General features: G+C 43.2%; 12 protein-coding genes. 4 read left to right on the forward strand and 8 right to left on the reverse strand.

Features of this window, described 5'->3' with window-relative positions:
- Positions 1 to 63 precede the first annotated feature (63 nt).
- The 3 genes from FAM09_RS24480 to FAM09_RS24490 all read right to left on the reverse strand — a co-directional run bounded on the left by FAM09_RS24480 (position 64) and on the right by FAM09_RS24490 (position 3,387).
- Complete coding sequence (locus FAM09_RS24480) at positions 64 to 612, reverse strand: DUF4199 domain-containing protein (protein ID WP_136579798.1); 549 nt, start codon at positions 610 to 612, stop codon at positions 64 to 66.
- Between the two features lie 144 nt (positions 613 to 756).
- Complete coding sequence (locus FAM09_RS24485) at positions 757 to 1,230, reverse strand: helix-turn-helix transcriptional regulator (RefSeq protein ID WP_136579799.1); 474 nt, start codon at positions 1,228 to 1,230, stop codon at positions 757 to 759.
- A gap of 207 nt (positions 1,231 to 1,437) precedes the next feature.
- A complete protein-coding gene (locus FAM09_RS24490; protein ID WP_243751770.1) occupies positions 1,438 to 3,387 on the reverse strand; it encodes a heparinase II/III domain-containing protein in 1,950 nt (649 codons plus the stop codon).
- Between the two features lie 193 nt (positions 3,388 to 3,580).
- On the opposite strand from FAM09_RS24490, the gene FAM09_RS24495 reads away from it, so the two are divergent.
- Positions 3,581 to 4,621, forward strand: a complete 1,041-nt coding sequence (locus FAM09_RS24495; RefSeq protein WP_136579800.1) for a LacI family DNA-binding transcriptional regulator — start codon at positions 3,581 to 3,583, stop codon at positions 4,619 to 4,621.
- 101 nt (positions 4,622 to 4,722) lie between these two features.
- On the opposite strand, the gene FAM09_RS24500 is transcribed toward FAM09_RS24495, so the two are convergent.
- On the reverse strand, positions 4,723 to 5,736 hold the full coding sequence (locus FAM09_RS24500) for a LacI family DNA-binding transcriptional regulator (RefSeq protein WP_136579801.1): 1,014 nt from the start codon (positions 5,734 to 5,736) through the stop codon (positions 4,723 to 4,725).
- Positions 5,737 to 5,949: 213 nt separating this feature from the next.
- On the opposite strand from FAM09_RS24500, the gene FAM09_RS24505 reads away from it, so the two are divergent.
- Both FAM09_RS24505 and FAM09_RS24510 read left to right on the forward strand, forming a co-directional pair.
- Complete coding sequence (locus FAM09_RS24505) at positions 5,950 to 6,288, forward strand: cupin domain-containing protein (protein ID WP_136579802.1); 339 nt, start codon at positions 5,950 to 5,952, stop codon at positions 6,286 to 6,288.
- Positions 6,289 to 6,784: 496 nt separating this feature from the next.
- A complete protein-coding gene (locus FAM09_RS24510; protein ID WP_243751771.1) occupies positions 6,785 to 7,633 on the forward strand; it encodes a rhomboid family intramembrane serine protease in 849 nt (282 codons plus the stop codon).
- A 2-nt stretch (positions 7,634 to 7,635) separates the two neighbouring features.
- Here FAM09_RS24510 and FAM09_RS24515 read toward each other — a convergent pair whose 3' ends face one another.
- Positions 7,636 to 8,304, reverse strand: a complete 669-nt coding sequence (locus FAM09_RS24515) for an FAD-binding oxidoreductase (RefSeq protein WP_136579803.1) — start codon at positions 8,302 to 8,304, stop codon at positions 7,636 to 7,638.
- Positions 8,305 to 8,477: 173 nt separating this feature from the next.
- On the opposite strand from FAM09_RS24515, the gene FAM09_RS24520 reads away from it, so the two are divergent.
- The gene (locus FAM09_RS24520; protein WP_136579804.1) at positions 8,478 to 9,041 is read left to right on the forward strand and encodes a porin family protein; all 564 of its coding nucleotides are present in this window, start codon (positions 8,478 to 8,480) and stop codon (positions 9,039 to 9,041) included.
- Positions 9,042 to 9,115: 74 nt separating this feature from the next.
- Here the strand turns inward: FAM09_RS24520 and FAM09_RS24525 are convergent, their stop codons facing one another.
- The 3 genes from FAM09_RS24525 to FAM09_RS24535 all read right to left on the reverse strand — a co-directional run bounded on the left by FAM09_RS24525 (position 9,116) and on the right by FAM09_RS24535 (position 15,205).
- A complete protein-coding gene (locus FAM09_RS24525) occupies positions 9,116 to 12,283 on the reverse strand; it encodes a TonB-dependent receptor (protein ID WP_136579805.1) in 3,168 nt (1,055 codons plus the stop codon).
- 318 nt (positions 12,284 to 12,601) lie between these two features.
- Positions 12,602 to 13,858, reverse strand: coding sequence for a YncE family protein (locus tag FAM09_RS24530; protein WP_136579806.1), 1,257 nt, complete (start codon positions 13,856 to 13,858; stop codon positions 12,602 to 12,604).
- A gap of 375 nt (positions 13,859 to 14,233) precedes the next feature.
- Entirely contained in the window at positions 14,234 to 15,205 is a 972-nt protein-coding gene (locus tag FAM09_RS24535) for a hypothetical protein (RefSeq protein ID WP_136579807.1), read from the reverse strand.
- Positions 15,206 to 15,483 lie beyond the last annotated feature (278 nt).

The following is a 15,483-nucleotide window of genomic DNA, read 5'->3' on the forward strand; positions in this document are numbered from 1 at the left end:
AAAATGATACCCGTGCCACGGTCCTGAGCGAAGTCGAAAGGGAACCCGTGGCACGGGTAATTATCAGGTAGCCGCACTGGTAACCAGGTTTCCGCGTTTTGTTTTCCGTTTTAAGAACAGGGCGCTGATGAGCGAAATAACGAGGCCGATGGGCAACACTTCTACATAGGTGAGCAATACCACAAACAAGGGGGTCTTATACATTTCCTTATACCAATTCATCTGGGCGTTTGTTTTATCCAGTTCCAACTGGCTGACGCCGCCTGCTTTCGCCTCATCGATCATATGGGTGCAGTATTTATCCATCCAGTCGGGGAAGAAAACATAGTATTCAATAAGCCAGATAAGCACATATAAAGTAGATGCGATGAGTGTAATGTAGAACCCAACTTTGAAAGCTTTACCAAAACTGATGACCCCATTGTTGTATTTGTCGCGGTAATTTTTAATACCTACGAAAATAAAAGAGAAGGCTATAAGCATGCCGGCGTACCCAACTACTTCATTGCTCTTAAATTCGGCGGTCTTATAACACATGGTTGAGGAGTAAACCATAAAAGCTGAAATGATGAAACCGGATAGTAAGCCAAATACGAATACATTTTTTTTCATTGGTGTTACTTTTAATTATTAATGAGCATGAACGGGCGCCTGTTATGCTATGCCACAAAAATGAAGGGCAAAACGATTATACCGTTCATGCTTTCGGGTGATTTTTGCCTAAACCCCGATTTTTATACTAAAGGGTGAAAGTTTCTAAGGAATGAGATTCAATCTTTTAGCTTTTTCAATAGCTTGTGTACGGCGCTTTACATCCAGTTTTTCAAAGATGCGGGAAGAATGTGTTTTAATGGTGTTCAACGAAACATATAAGCGGGCGGCGATCTCCTGGTTGCTCAATCCTTCGGCGATCAACTGCAGCACTTCCAGTTCGCGTTTGCTTAATCCCAGCCTGGCCAGTTCTTCATCATTGGTAGCAAAATCATTGGCGGGCGTTATATAAACTTCCTTTTCCACCACCACGGTTTCAATTTTCGGGCGGGCCAGTTTCAGCGCCAGCCAAATGCCCAGGGCCGTAAAAATTACCGCAATGGCGCCGATGTAAATTTCCAGCGCATGGTCAATGATAACAAACCTGAATTGGAGCCACTTCAATATAAATAATAATATGGCCAGGGAAATGCCATACCCGATCGTGTGTTTATATTTTCCCAATTGCCTGAATGCCATATCGCAAAATTAGAAACTCTACTGTATTATAAAAATACACTATTTTATGAGCTGTCTTTTTGTTTGAAGCAAAAGGGCGCGATGGCTGTTGCTATTACCATAAAAAACCGGGCATTTGTATTAAGGGCTAAGTACGGTACTTTATATATGGATAATTCATTTGAGTTTCATCCTGATGCGCCAAAAGTTGATGGTGTCAGCCCCGGTTTATTTCGGCGCTATCACAAACTGGATGGCGTCATTGGTTTTGGGCGTTGTAACGGTAAAATTGATGCGATAAATATTGTCGCCCCATTTATCCTGCACACCTTTATCTTCCATAGCCGTTAATGGTATTTTCTCCACCGTTGGCTGCATTTGCCGGGCATTGTATTGAATAACAAAATCCTTCGGTTCGCCATTCTTTGGTTGGTAATGAATGACAAGCTCTCCGGGTTTTATTATTTCAGCGGGGTAACAGGTCATCAGGTGTTCGGTAATGGCGCCGGCCTTTTTCAATACAAAGATGTCTTTAATCACAACATTTTTCCCCCGGTTTAATTTAACGGAGCGTTGCCAACTGGTGGCGGCTGCCTGTTCGGGGTAAGCGCCTGCCATATCAAGCGACAATTCAGCATACAACTTGCTTTTGTTATACGCTACCCGGGTTGCTTTGTAGCCGGGGCCGGGCGGTTGATTGGCGCCATTAATGGTTGGCGTGTTATGGTAGTCGGAACAATTGTACCAGATGTTGTACCGCCTGTCGCCAAATGTTTTGCGGGTATAGGTGCCCCGGCCTATGTCAATTAATACCGGTGCGCCATTGTAGTACACTATGTAATTGCCTACATCATTGTGGTTGTGGCTTTCATCGTTATGGCCACCCTTGGCGGCTACAAATAAGCCATCGGTACTGCCTTGTTTGTCCCGGGCTATCATCACCTGTATACCGGGCAACCATACGTCGGCGGGTAGCGGCAGGTGTTGGGGTGTTTGCTGAAATTCATCCTGCATGAACAGTTCGAACAGGTTCCTGAAGTAATGCGACCTGCTCACCCGGCCACTGGCCGGCTTGCGATAAAAAGCACCGAATTGCATCATGCTGGTGTCGTGAATGGCTTTGCCAAAGCGATAGATCATACTGGCGGCCATACCGGGTTGCGGATCGGCATCGGCAAAGTTTAAGAAATAGGCGGCGCTTATTTGTGACCGGTAAATAAAGCGGGCCATGTTTTTAATTTTTTCATCTTCATACACGTAGTTGAATGCATTGTTGGTGGCCAGGTTCAGCAATGCAATATTATCGAATAAAGAAGCCGCTGCAGCGCCCCAGTATCCGGGCCCTTCATCACAACCGCCATCCTGCGGATAGGGATTTAGGAATGCGTCGAGCACCGTTAGTAGTTTGGTGATCATAGCAGCGCGTTTGGTGGCATCCTTTTCCAGTAGCAAAGCCGCGTTCAACCAGTTGGAACAGATCCACGGGTTCCAGTTATTGGGTGGGCGGCCATTGGCGTTGGCCGCCATCCATCCATGCGGTTTGTTCATCAGCGGTTGAAAAATGCGGTTATTGGTTTCGTAATAAATGCGTTTTCTCACCTGGGGCGATACGGCATCCAGTTTCTCGCCCACGAAATAATCGGCCCATGCCAGGAAGGTGGCGGTTTCGGCGCTGAATAATTCAACAAATGGTTGCGAAACATCCATCAGTCCCGAATAATCCTTTGCACGGGGCAGGTGGGCCGGAACACCCCAGAATGATTCTTCACAAATGTTCCAGATACCATTAATGATGGGGTCAACAAACCGGCCTTTGTTCTCATATACTTCAGCGAGGATCAAGGTGCCCAGTACTTCTCGTTTTTCATAACTCACGCGCTGGTATTCGTTCCGGTCGCCGGTGCGGTCGATCAGCAGGGATAAAGTGGCCGGAATAGAAGGCCAGTTATAATTAATATATGATGTGGCTTGTTTTACAATGGCGAGCATCATAGGCTCATTCGCTTTGGCCCAACCTGCCCGGTCATCGGTTCGCGGAAAGGGTGTCCATTGGGCCTTGGGTATTAGTAATTCCTGCAATTGTTGGGTTGAATATTTCCCGCTTAGCAGGTTTTGTTGTTGTGCGGTTATTTGCAGGTAGAATAGAAATACGGTCAGGAATAGCATTGTTTTTTTCATATAGCAGCATGTGATTATGGGGGAATGTATCTCTATTAGATGTTAAGCAGGCCGAAAATAGTTGCTCGAAGCAAACCCTTTTTACGAAAACGTTTCAGTAAATAAATCACCTTATTTATGAAAACGATTTCATCATTTTTTACCAAGTTTGATCCTCTTCCACCATTAAACTTTTCTGTAAACGATTGCAGACATGAAGTCCCAGAAACAGACCAAAAAGAACTCTATACAAGAGCTCGCGAAAGCCCTGCGGTTATCACCGGCTACTATTTCCCGGGTTCTGAATAACCACCCGCATGTAAATACCGCCACCCGCAACCGTGTAATGGCCTTTGTAGAAAAGGTGGGTTATACCCGTAATATTATGGCGTCGGGATTGCGAACCAATAAGACGAACACCGTTGGGTTAATTGTTCCCCGTTTTTCCATGTTTGTGCACACAGAAGTGATCACCACTATTCAGAACGGGTTGCATGCGCATGGCTATCACCTGATCATTGGCCAGTCGAACGATTCTGTTGAAATTGAAAAAGACCTGGCGCGTACGCTCTATGCTTCGCGGGTTGATGCAGTGATTGCCGCCTGTACCATGTTTACAAAAAACTTCAGTCATTTTGATGTTTTAATTGAGAACAATATACCGGTGCTTTTCTATGATCGCGTTCCCATGCAACCCTATCCGGCCCGCATCATCAAAGGGGATGATTTTCGTGGGGGGTACCTGGCTGCATCGCACCTGCTTCAACTCGGTTGCAAACGCATTGCTTATATCTCAGGGCCGTTGTCCTGTAATATTTATATCGACCGGCATGCCGGTTTTGAAAAAGCCTTGACACAACATAAAATACCGGTTCGTAAAGACTGGATCTTTTATCATGAACTAACAGCCGAGAATGCACGCAAGGCGATGCATCGGTTGTTTGCGAAGCCGCCTTATCCCGATGCCATCATGGCCGCCAACGATGTAACGGCGATTGCGGTGCTTGAATATGCCAAGGAAATAGGGATCAAGGTGCCACAGGCATTGCGCATAGTGGGATATTCCAATGATCCGCGTTCCGGAATTATTACGCCCTCTATAACTACCATCGAACAATTCCCGGTTAATATTGGGAAAGTGATCGTGGCTGAAGTGTTGAAGCTGTTGAAGCAGGAGCATGAAACAGAAGGAACTATTACTGAATCGGATCCCATAATTATACCGGTGGAGTTGATTAGAAGAATGAGCACGTGAATCGGCAATGGGCGATCGTGAGTGGTCAGTGGTGAGTGGTGAGTTGGTTCCGGAATTTTCGGAATGCTTAATTTTCGGCGGGCTTACTCATCACTCACCATTCACATCATAGTAGATTTTCTTGGTATCAGCTTCGATTGAATAACAATCGTTTCATCTTTCAGCTCAAAATTTTTCTTCTCCAGTTTTTTCAATAGCATGGTAGCGGCTTCCCGCCCGATCTCAAACGCCGGTTGTGTAATGGTAGACATAGATGGGTTTAACAAAGATGCGGTTTGAATGTTGGAAAAGCTGATGATCTTCACATCCTGCGGTATGTTCAAGCCCAGTTCTTCACAGATCTCATAACAGATAATGGCATAGCGTTCCACTGCAGCGAAGATGCCATCGGGTTTTATGTGTAGAAAAAGGTCTTTTATCAGTTCAGTATCCAGAACGGTATTATTGATGCATTCAATCAGAAACGATTCATCGGTCATTACTCCATGGTCCTGCAATGCCTGTAAATAGCCTTTGGCTCTATTGTTACCGATGGAAATGCTTGTGGAAATGGCTAAATGAGCAATACGTTTGCAACCTTGATCTATGAGGTGTTTGGTAGCGAGGTAGCCACTTTGGTAATCGTCTGTAGTTACTTTTACTGTATTGAAATCTTCACAAACCCGGTCAAAGAAAACAATGGGCAGGCCTTTTTTCTGCAGGTCATGCAAATGCGTATAATCGGTTGTTGTGCTGGAAACGGAAATAAGTATGCCGTCGGCCCGGCCACTATGCAAATGCCGGCTGAATGCCACTTCCCGGTCAACATTTTCATGCGATAAATAAATAATTACATGATAGCCCTTCTCATCAGCCACCGATTCAATACCATTGATCGCCAGGGTAAAATAGTTGTTGGCAATTTCAGGTATAATGACCGCAATGGTTTTGCTATTATGTTTTCTCAGAAAACTTGCATGGGGGTTGGGCTGATAATTTAATTCTTTGGCCAATGCTATCACTTTTTCCTTTGTTTCCTGGCCTATGTCATGGCTATCGCGCAATGCTTTTGATACGGTAGCAATCGATAAATTTAAAAGCTGCGCAAGCTTTTTGATATTAACTGGTGATTCCATTGAGGTTGGTTCTACACTTTTCGCATATAAATTAAGTAATATTTATGGAAAATCGGATATCTGACCAATTATTCCATGTTAACAAATAAGCAGGGGGTAGAATGGATAGTAATTCACCGGCTGGCAATGGTTCAGCTTTTTCATTTACGGAAGGTAATGTAGCCTGATGAAAAAGTTATTCCTATTTTTGAAAATCTATACAACCAGGCAGTTATGATTCAAAGCAATGAGTTCCAGTTTGAAAACGAAATTCTATGGGAAGACGTGGGCAATGGCATACAACGGCAGATCTATGGATACGATGACCGGGTAATGCTGGTAAAAGCAAAGTTTGAAAAAGGAGGCGTTGGGTCGTTGCACCAGCATCCGCATTCACAGGTTACCTATGTTGAAAGCGGTGTTTTTGAAATGACCATTGGTGATCACAAAAAGATCATTCGCAAAGGCGACGGATATTATGTGCCGCCTGATACCATACATGGTTGTGTTTGCCTGGAAGCCGGCATGCTGGTAGATGTATTCTCTCCACACCGTGAAGATTTCCTGCAATAATCTTCCTCTACAACAAATGGTTCCAGGATTATTCCAATGCATTTAATAATGCCATCTCCTCAAATGCCGATGTTGCCACAGCGCATCATCAGGCGCGGGATGTAGCGGATGACAAACGATTACAACCTGGTACAGATGCCTTCAAAAGCAAACTGAAACAACTGCAGGAAATAAATAACTGGGATATTGGCGCGGTATTAAAAGTAAAAGCCAACCTCGTACATACAGAAGCAGCAGTTGATCTGGGGAAATTATTGCACACAAATTACAATCTGCAAATTGGCGCTGATTTCAGGGATTATATCATTGTGCCTGATGGTAATTACTTTATCAATCCCACCGGTTCAGGGACATAATTTAAATTATACGAGCTACGGTTTTTTTGTTCATGCATCAAAAAGATTTTTGCATGAAAAGTTACAACTAAGCGCTGTGCTGCGGGGAACAGGATATGAATACTTTAACCTGAAATGGAATCCCTGGCTTACTGCAGTATATGAACTTACAAAAAACGATTTCATTCGCTTCTCTTATCAGAGCGGAACAGGTACATCTTTTGCCTATTTTTGATAAAAAAATGGTATTCCCCATTGGCGATGATAACAGGGACAGGAAAATTGTTCCCTTTATAAATTACCTGCTTATAGCCCTTAATATTTTAGCTTATGTGTATTGGCAGAAGTTTGGGCAGGATATGCAGGTTACGTTGGCCTATGCCGCAGTACCCGGTGAAATATTGACCGGCCAGGATATAATTACCGATTCAAAGATCATAACAGATCCATATACGGGGCAGCGTTTTGAAATGCCCGGGTTAGAGGCTACCAACATCCCCGTTTTTCTTACGTTGTTCACTTCCATGTTTATGCATGGCGGGTTGGCGCATTTGGCGGGTAATATGCTTTACTTATGGATCTTTGGCGATAATGTAGAAGATGCATTAGGCCATCTGAAATATCTCCTCTTTTATTTATTATGCGGCATGCTTGCGGGGTTAAGTCATGTATTCAGCACGTTGATCCTGGGACAAAGCATGTTGATCCCCAGTCTGGGCGCTTCAGGGGCTATCTCTGCGGTATTGGGCGCTTACCTTAGGTTGTATCCAGGAAAGGGCATACATCTATGGATCTTCTTTCTTATCGTTACCGTGCCGGCTTTTCTTGCGGTAGGCGTTTGGTTTGCATTTCAGGTAGTAAACGGATTGGGTGCGCTTGGTGGTACCGAAGCAGGAGGCGTAGCCTATGCAGCGCACATCGGTGGTTTTATTTTTGGAATGCTGCTCATTGGGATGTTTGCAAAAGAGTTTATTGCGCACCGTAATGCGTCGAGGCGGAGATGGATTTGAGATTATTTCTCAAACACAACCAGGTTGGCATTAGCGCCCAGTTTCTCCAGTGCTGCATTTATATCGGTGATCATTTTATCAGGGCCGCATACATAAAAATGTTTACTGAAATCGGTTATGTGCGAGCGCAGAAAGTTGGTATTGATAATCCCGTTCTCATAGCCCTGTTTTTGCTCACGGCTAAGAATATAGCGGACATTATTTCCCAGCATAGCGGTTAACTCTTCTACATAAATAATATCTGCAGCCGTTTTATTTGAGAAGAACAGCGTGTTGCCGGTAAGCTGATTGTCGCGGTGCAATTGCCTCAGTATGGCAATGAATGGTGTAATGCCTGCGCCACCGGCAATAAAATAACCGGGTCCTTTATATTCGATGGCGCCCCATACGTCATGTAATATCAGTTCATCGCCTGCATTTAACTGGTGCAATTGATCGGTAACGCCTTTGTGATCAACATATCGTTTTATGGTAAACTCAAGGGTAGGCTCATGATTCAACGAAGTAAAAGTAAAAGGCCGCCGTTCATTTTCCCAGCCGCTTTTATTAATGGCAACTTCGGTTGCTTGTCCGGGTACGAACTGATAACCCGACGGTTTTTCGATGCGGAAACATTTTACATCGTGGGTTACCTGGTGAATAGCTGTTATTTTCACTATATGCGATTCCATAAGTAACTCTTTTTATTGTTATAGCAATTTACTGATTATTAATCGTGTTGAATACCCCAATTTCCACAGTGCGAAATTTCTATCCTTCAATTGGTTATGTTATAAATAATCGTTTATGCCTATGCTGGTATTCAGTTTGCATTAACTATTGTATTGTTAATTAAACCAGCATTATGAAGAGAATTATTATTTCGGCATTCATGCTAATGCTGATACATGGTGCTTATGCACAGCATGTTCAATTTGGGATTAAAGGTGGTGTTAACTTTGCCAATCTCAGAAATGATGCCGCCGATGAAAGTGCTGACGCCAGAACAGGATTCCATGTTGGCGGTTTGGCCCATATTCATATTACCCGCGCATTTGCTGTTCAACCTGAAATAGTATACAGTACTCAGGGTGCTGAATATGGCAACGACAAATTAAAACTGAATTACATTAATGTTCCCGTATTGGCTCAGTACATGTTTGCTAACGGCTTTAGATTGCAGACCGGCCCCCAGTTGGGTATTTTAACTACGTCGGAGTACGAGAGCGGAAATACAGAATCGGATGTTGATGATCTGAGCAATGCTGACTTTTCCTGGATCTTTGGCGCCAGTTATGTTGGTAGAATGGGATTAGGTGTTGATGCCCGTTATAACCTGGGTTTAACCGATGTGAGTAAAAGCCGGACCACAGATCTGCAGAACCGGGTTTGGCAAATAGGTCTTTTTTATCAATTTAAGCCTAAGTAATTTTTTCAAAAAGCTAAACTTTAAAAAAAGCGCCCCGATTTGTCGGGGCGCTTTTTTACAGGGTATATACTTTATTAGAATCCGTAGCGAACCCCCACTTGTATTTGCCAGGGATTGCCGGAAGGCGTAATTACGCCGGCGTTCAGATTCACATTGTAATTGTAAGAAGAAGTTACGGGATCAAACCCGCCTAAAGAATAGATGTTTTGTTTACCCAGGTTTTTTGTAGCGCCCCAACTCTTGTTGATCAGGTTTTCTACATTAAAAATGTCGCCAGACAGTTCAATGTATTGCTTTTTCCATACGTTGAACTTTTTGGCAACCCGTACATCCCATACACCGTTAAAACGATTGATGCCGCCATTGCGTTCGGCAATATTGCCATTGCTTTTTTCGAGATATTTTTTAATGCTCTTATTTGCCCCGGGATTATTCAAAATGGTAGTTAAGCCGGTACGGTATTTCTCTGCTACTTTAGGATCGTTGACATCGAAAACATAAGCCAGATCGTTAGAGTTTACAAAATCACCATTTACGTTGCCATTCACCGCTAATGAATAGCGGGTGCCGCCTATACCTGAATAGCGTACGCCTACGCTCACACCATAAAATGTTGGCAGCGTACCATAGAATACCGCTTTATGTCTGAACTGATTATCGGAGTAAGACATTTTGCTAAGATTGCGGGGATCGTCATTTACCATGAGCGATAGCGTAGCTGTATTAGCCACATCACCATTATAAGAAGTATTGTCTTTTGAATCGTTCCATGTATAGCTGAACGATACTTCTCCGTCTTTGAAATAGCGCCAGGTACCATCAACAACAAAAGCATACTGGTTTACTTTTCCTTCGCTGGTCAACTCCAGTATCCGGCCAATGCGGTTGCTTTTGCGTCCTCTCATCCAGTCGGTAGCGCCATTAGTTGTGTTGATGGTGTTGGCAGGAACGTACACGCCACGATTGCCTTCATTCGCCAAGCGGAAATAAGGATCATCTACCATATTGCGGTCAACATACATATAGTTATTACGCGCCAACGTGGTGAAGAAAGTAACACCCACTTTCAAACGATCGGTAATAAAGCGGCTGTAAGAAATATTTGCTTTATAAACAACCGGGATCCGTGCGTCTTTGCCGTTCATGTTAATGGTAGCGAGGCGGGGAATACCCTGGTCGAACAATTCTTTGCCGGGAGCCGTAGAAGGATTGTTGCGATAGCCGGGGAAGTTGGGGGTGGGAATGCCCGCGCCCTGAATGTCCACCGAAAGTACCTTGGTTCCATCAAACACCATGTTATTGATCATGGCGTAGTTGTTTATGTCAGATCCAAAAACACCGGCGCCTAACCGCAGGTAATCCCGGTGTCTTTCATTGATGTCCCAGTTGAATTGGATGCGGGGTTGTAATTGAAAAGTATTCAGGGAGCGATTCGTGGTCAGGCCCAGGTCATCAAACACCACCTGGTTGAAGTTGGGTTTGTTGAAGTAATTGGTATAATCTGCCCGAATGCCTGCTGTTAATTCAAATCCCGGAAACAATTGTGTTTTCATCTGGCCATATAAAGCAGCGTTCAATACGTTTTGATCTACACTGGGATCGTCTTCCAAAGCTACTTCACGTGCGTAGCGGTATGGCGTTTGGTTGTCGAAATTGGTTAGGCCGGTGAAATAAAATCGTCCGTTCATTTCACTGCCATATAAAGAGTTCATGTGCGTGTACTGGATATCGGTCCCAAACGTATAATTGAACTTGTTGGTGTTGAAATAAACGTTATTCACCAATTGAAATACATTGTTGTAAAAGTGTTCCGGTGAATACCGTTGCCCACCTAACTGAATGGTGGTAAAGGCACTGGCGCCATCGATGGTGCTTTGAACGCGTTCCACAATACCACGTGGAATATTTTGTTTAGGTAACTGGTCGCCGGGCGTGCTTTCTTCAAACGTATACAGGTGTTGTAATTTCAATTCATTGGTTAAGCGGGAGTTTACCACGGTACGTAAGGTGGCCATTAAACTGTTATTCCATGCATTTGCATCTGCATATACCTCATATAGGTTAATAGAAGAGTTGTCATCACGGCCCAATGGCGCGCGGTCATTTACATAATTATTCCGGATGGTAAGCAGGTTTTTTTCATTCAACTGCCAGTCGACCCGTAAAAAAGCTGCATCGGTATTTCTTCTTTTATTAAAGGAGCCAAATTGCGGTTCGTTCGAAACGCCATATTTGCCTCTGGCAATCTCAAGGTAGCGGTCAAGACTAGTTTGAGTTACATTCAATCTTTTCTCATCAGCAGCCGATTTGATGTCGGCCAACTGTAAAGGCCGGGCATCATCCTGGCGATCCCAGGCAATAAAGAAATGCGCTTTGTTCTTGATGATGGGGCCGCCTAAGGAGAACCCATACTGGTACGTAGAGAAATCATTTACGCGTCTGGCGCCACGAATATCATATTTGCTCGACAACCAGTCGGCTCTTGAGAACATAAAAGCGCTTCCAGAAAAATTATTGGTACCTGATTTGGTCACCGTGCTAATGGTACCGCCACCGCTACGGCCATAAGTAACGTCGTATTGGTTGGTTACTACTTTGAATTCGCGGATAGCCTCCATGGATATAGCGTAAGGACCGCCAATTCTGCTATTGGTACCACTGCTGGAGGTGGGGTTTTTAGCGGATGTACCATCGATGGTTATATTGGTAGAAGAACCCAACTGGCCGGCCAGGTTGTTGCCGCTGCTTAATGGCGACAGGTCGATCAAAGAAGTGAAGTTGCGGCCGTTCACCGGTAATCTTGAAATATCGCGAGCTGTTACAGAGGTAGCGGCGCCGAAGTTTTCGGTTTTTTTCCGCTGACCCGTAGCTGTAACCGTAACTTCGTTCATGCTGGCCGCAGAAACCTGCATACTTATGTTTACCCGCAGCAGATCGCCCTGGTTCAGGGAGTAATCTGTTCGCTTCTGCTCCCCATAACCAACAAATGTAGCCTTGATGGTATAAGGACCGCCCAATGGCAATTCTTTAAAAATATATTCACCTTTTGCATTAGTCAATGTTGCTGTAGTAAATCCGGTAGATTCATTGTACAACTGCACGGTGGCGCCGCTTACCGGTTTTTTGCTTTCATCGGTAATTACACCAATGATAGATGCCTGCGTTGTTTGTGCAGAAAGTCTGTAGCCTGTCAGGCTTGCCAATAGCAAGAATAACAGCGATGCTAAGAATGGTTTCTTCATTTGCTGGGTTACTTTTATTGTATGTAAGAAATTATAATGCTTGAGGGGAGGGGCTTCGTGCAATAAATGCCCGTGCAAACATAGACGGACAAAACAATCGATAGGTACTATAGCAACTACTTACTATGTATTAAATTTCAGGCGCGAAAATAATATGTGACACCAGGAATGAATGCAGGGAAAAATTTGATAACATTAATTTCATTTATAGTTTACACCAGGGATTTTTTGTCCTTAATATTACAACTATACATGATGTTAATAAATAGAAGCGAATGGAAGCGTGATTTTGAGGGGAGAATTTTTTAAAATTGCGATCTACCAAATTAATGGTTGCGACTCATTCTTCCAGAAAATAAGCCTGAAGTCTTCGTAATGATTGCCATTGCCAATGGTGTGTTCGTCTCTTTTCCCTATGTCGAGTTTAAGTTTATGGATAATGCCTGAGCAGGAAGCAACCCACAACGTTTTTTCATCATCAGAGATGGTTATGCCGGTAATACTGGAACCTACAAAATAGCGCCAGATATTTTTGCCCGTTTTATCAAAGGCTTTAATATTACCACCCGCATCGCCAAAAATATAATACTCCGATGTGGCTATTGCTGCATACACCCTGGAATTATTGTCGATGACCGTATACCTGTCGTCTTTAGTATATGCTTCAATGTGTAATCCATGAATGTTATTTGTAGGAATACCTATACTTATGCCATTATAAAAATGACATGAGTTCAATGCTACCTGTTGTCCGTCTTTAGAAAACAATGCATAATGTGGATAAGATGATTGCGGACCAATTAAAGCGATCTCCTCGCCATACCGGTTCAGGATCCTGTGTCCTGAGCATTGGTCGCCGAGGGCTATTAATGTATTGTCATGCGATAAGGCCGCATGCTCCATGTCAATATAAGATGTCCAGTCTTTATCTTCCGGATCGGGAACCGGGTGGATCATGGTGTTCCCATTGGCAGTGAGCAGATAAATTCCTTCAGATGATATGAGCAGGACCGATAATCCGTCGTTAAAGGGTATAAGTTGTGTAATGGGCAGGTTGGCGACATCAGGAAGTTTAAACTGGAATATTTTCTTTCCATCCCAACCCTTATAAGTCGTAACTGATCTGTTTTCTGCTATTGCGAAAATCTCATTTTGATGCGACTTGCCAATTGATTGAATGGAGTCTCTTAACCGTTCAAGGGTTCTATTCGTTAACAGGTACGCTTTTCTTTTTTCATAAGCGGTGCCAATAACAAAAGCAATTTTATTACCGCCTATATAGCATAAATTCTCTATGCTTTGTCCTTGCTCTTGAATAGTATTTATAAAAGGTGCATGGGCGGGTGGAAACTGTGATCTGAATTCATCAATTGTCCCTTCTTTATTTGCTTTTCTTAAAAGCGGAAGTATTGCTGAAGCCAAATGATTTCTGTTGTCACTCGGTTCCTCACCTTTCCAATTGTCCCATCCATGTGTTTCACCAAATGCAATCATTGCATTTATTTCCCTGGCATACGACAGACCTTTCGAGTTCCACTCTGATTGCAGGGGTGTATACTTGTCTGCTAAATTCATGCAGCCGCTCGCTTTTTAAATTTCGCACTATAGCTAACAGTTTGCCACAGTCGGGTGTTCAGTTTTTATAGAAATATAAATCTGAAGAACCCGGAAATACAGTGATAGAATATTTTTGACGTGTGTTCCGGCGTAAATCTAAAACAGAAATTTATATAATCATATATATACTTAATAAGCGTGTTGTTTTGGGCGATAAACGTGCAATTTTGGCTGATAAGTGTGTAGAATAATGATTAAGCTACGGTGCAAAAAAATTGCAACTACCGTTTTTTTGCTCATGGGGTGCAAAGCGTTTATGAAAGGGTTGAATGGCATTCAACCGGCAGCCAATTCACTTTCGGTTACCCATCATTATTGTTACAGCGTTAGTTATCAGAATTTTTTAAACAGGTATTTGAATTTCGGAAAACCGGCATCCGTCATTACATAACGGCCGGTAAAAGAGGTGGAATCGGCGCTATAAAAATAACTAAAGTCACTGCTGGTTTCAATACTGGAAGGTGAATAGTAATTATAAGTAACGTGTTTGGTAATGCATTTCTGAATCAGCACCATCATCGATGCTGAATAGGCCGGTGTATCATAGGGCGTCACAGGCATTCGAATACCTAGAGTAGCGTGAACCGTCAGTAAATGATTGATAAACGGGTATACCCATAAAAATTGATAGCCAGGGTAATCCTGGTCATTCGTGGTGAGAAGTACTTTATATCTTAAGGGAAAGTTGCCCTGTCCATCCGTTACATAAGTTTCCGCTCTTTCTGGCGCCGTTTTTTGCAGGTCGGTATATATAAACTTGTGCAGCATAACTTCACCATACGATTTATGCCATACTTCTGTTAACTGGTTGGTAGATGAATACACCAACGAATCAATCCTATCAAACTCACCATCTGTGGTATTGGAAAAATAGGGATTGCTATCGTCTAGCCCGCCGGGTGGATAGTTATAAGTATACACTCTTTTTTTGTAGATCACTTTATGGCATCTTTTATCGGATCGATACAAAAAAATAGCGGAAGATTTGGCTCCGTAGCTTCCAGCATAAACAATATGATTAATGGTGTCGTCTTTATGATACACATTGAACTCCGCAAGCAGTTGACTTACTTTGATCTTTTTTAAATGCCTGCTGGAGTCATATTGCAGTTCCATGTTGTAATTAAAGCTGTTCCAGGCATCAACATACGTTAACAACCAGCGTTTACTGGCAGGGGTAACAGGCGTCGTACCTGTTGAGTCGGTAGGAGAGGGGGGAGTGGGCGGCGCCGGATTGTCATTATCGCTTTTACTGCACGATACCAGTGTCACAAGTACTGTAAAAACGATAAGCACATTTTTCATTTTTATAGGGGATTTTTTGCGTTAAAATAACAAGAAAATAGCAGGAAGACAACCCCCGTAAATTATTAAAACTTGTTAAGGCTGATTTTCATTTCAGTTTCTTCTGAAATTTCCTGCAAATATTTATAATAAATAAATATGATATAATGTTAATGCATGCAAAAAAGCGCAGCAGAACTAAAGGAATTGCTTTCCCGATCGGGCTTCATGCCGCCTGGAATTTGGGCCGTGGGTAATGGGTTTCCAGGGACAGCAGGAATATGGAAGGCCGTGATAGA

Source organism: Niastella caeni (assembly GCF_004834005.1).
GTDB classification, from domain to species: Bacteria; Bacteroidota; Bacteroidia; order Chitinophagales; family Chitinophagaceae; genus Niastella; species Niastella caeni.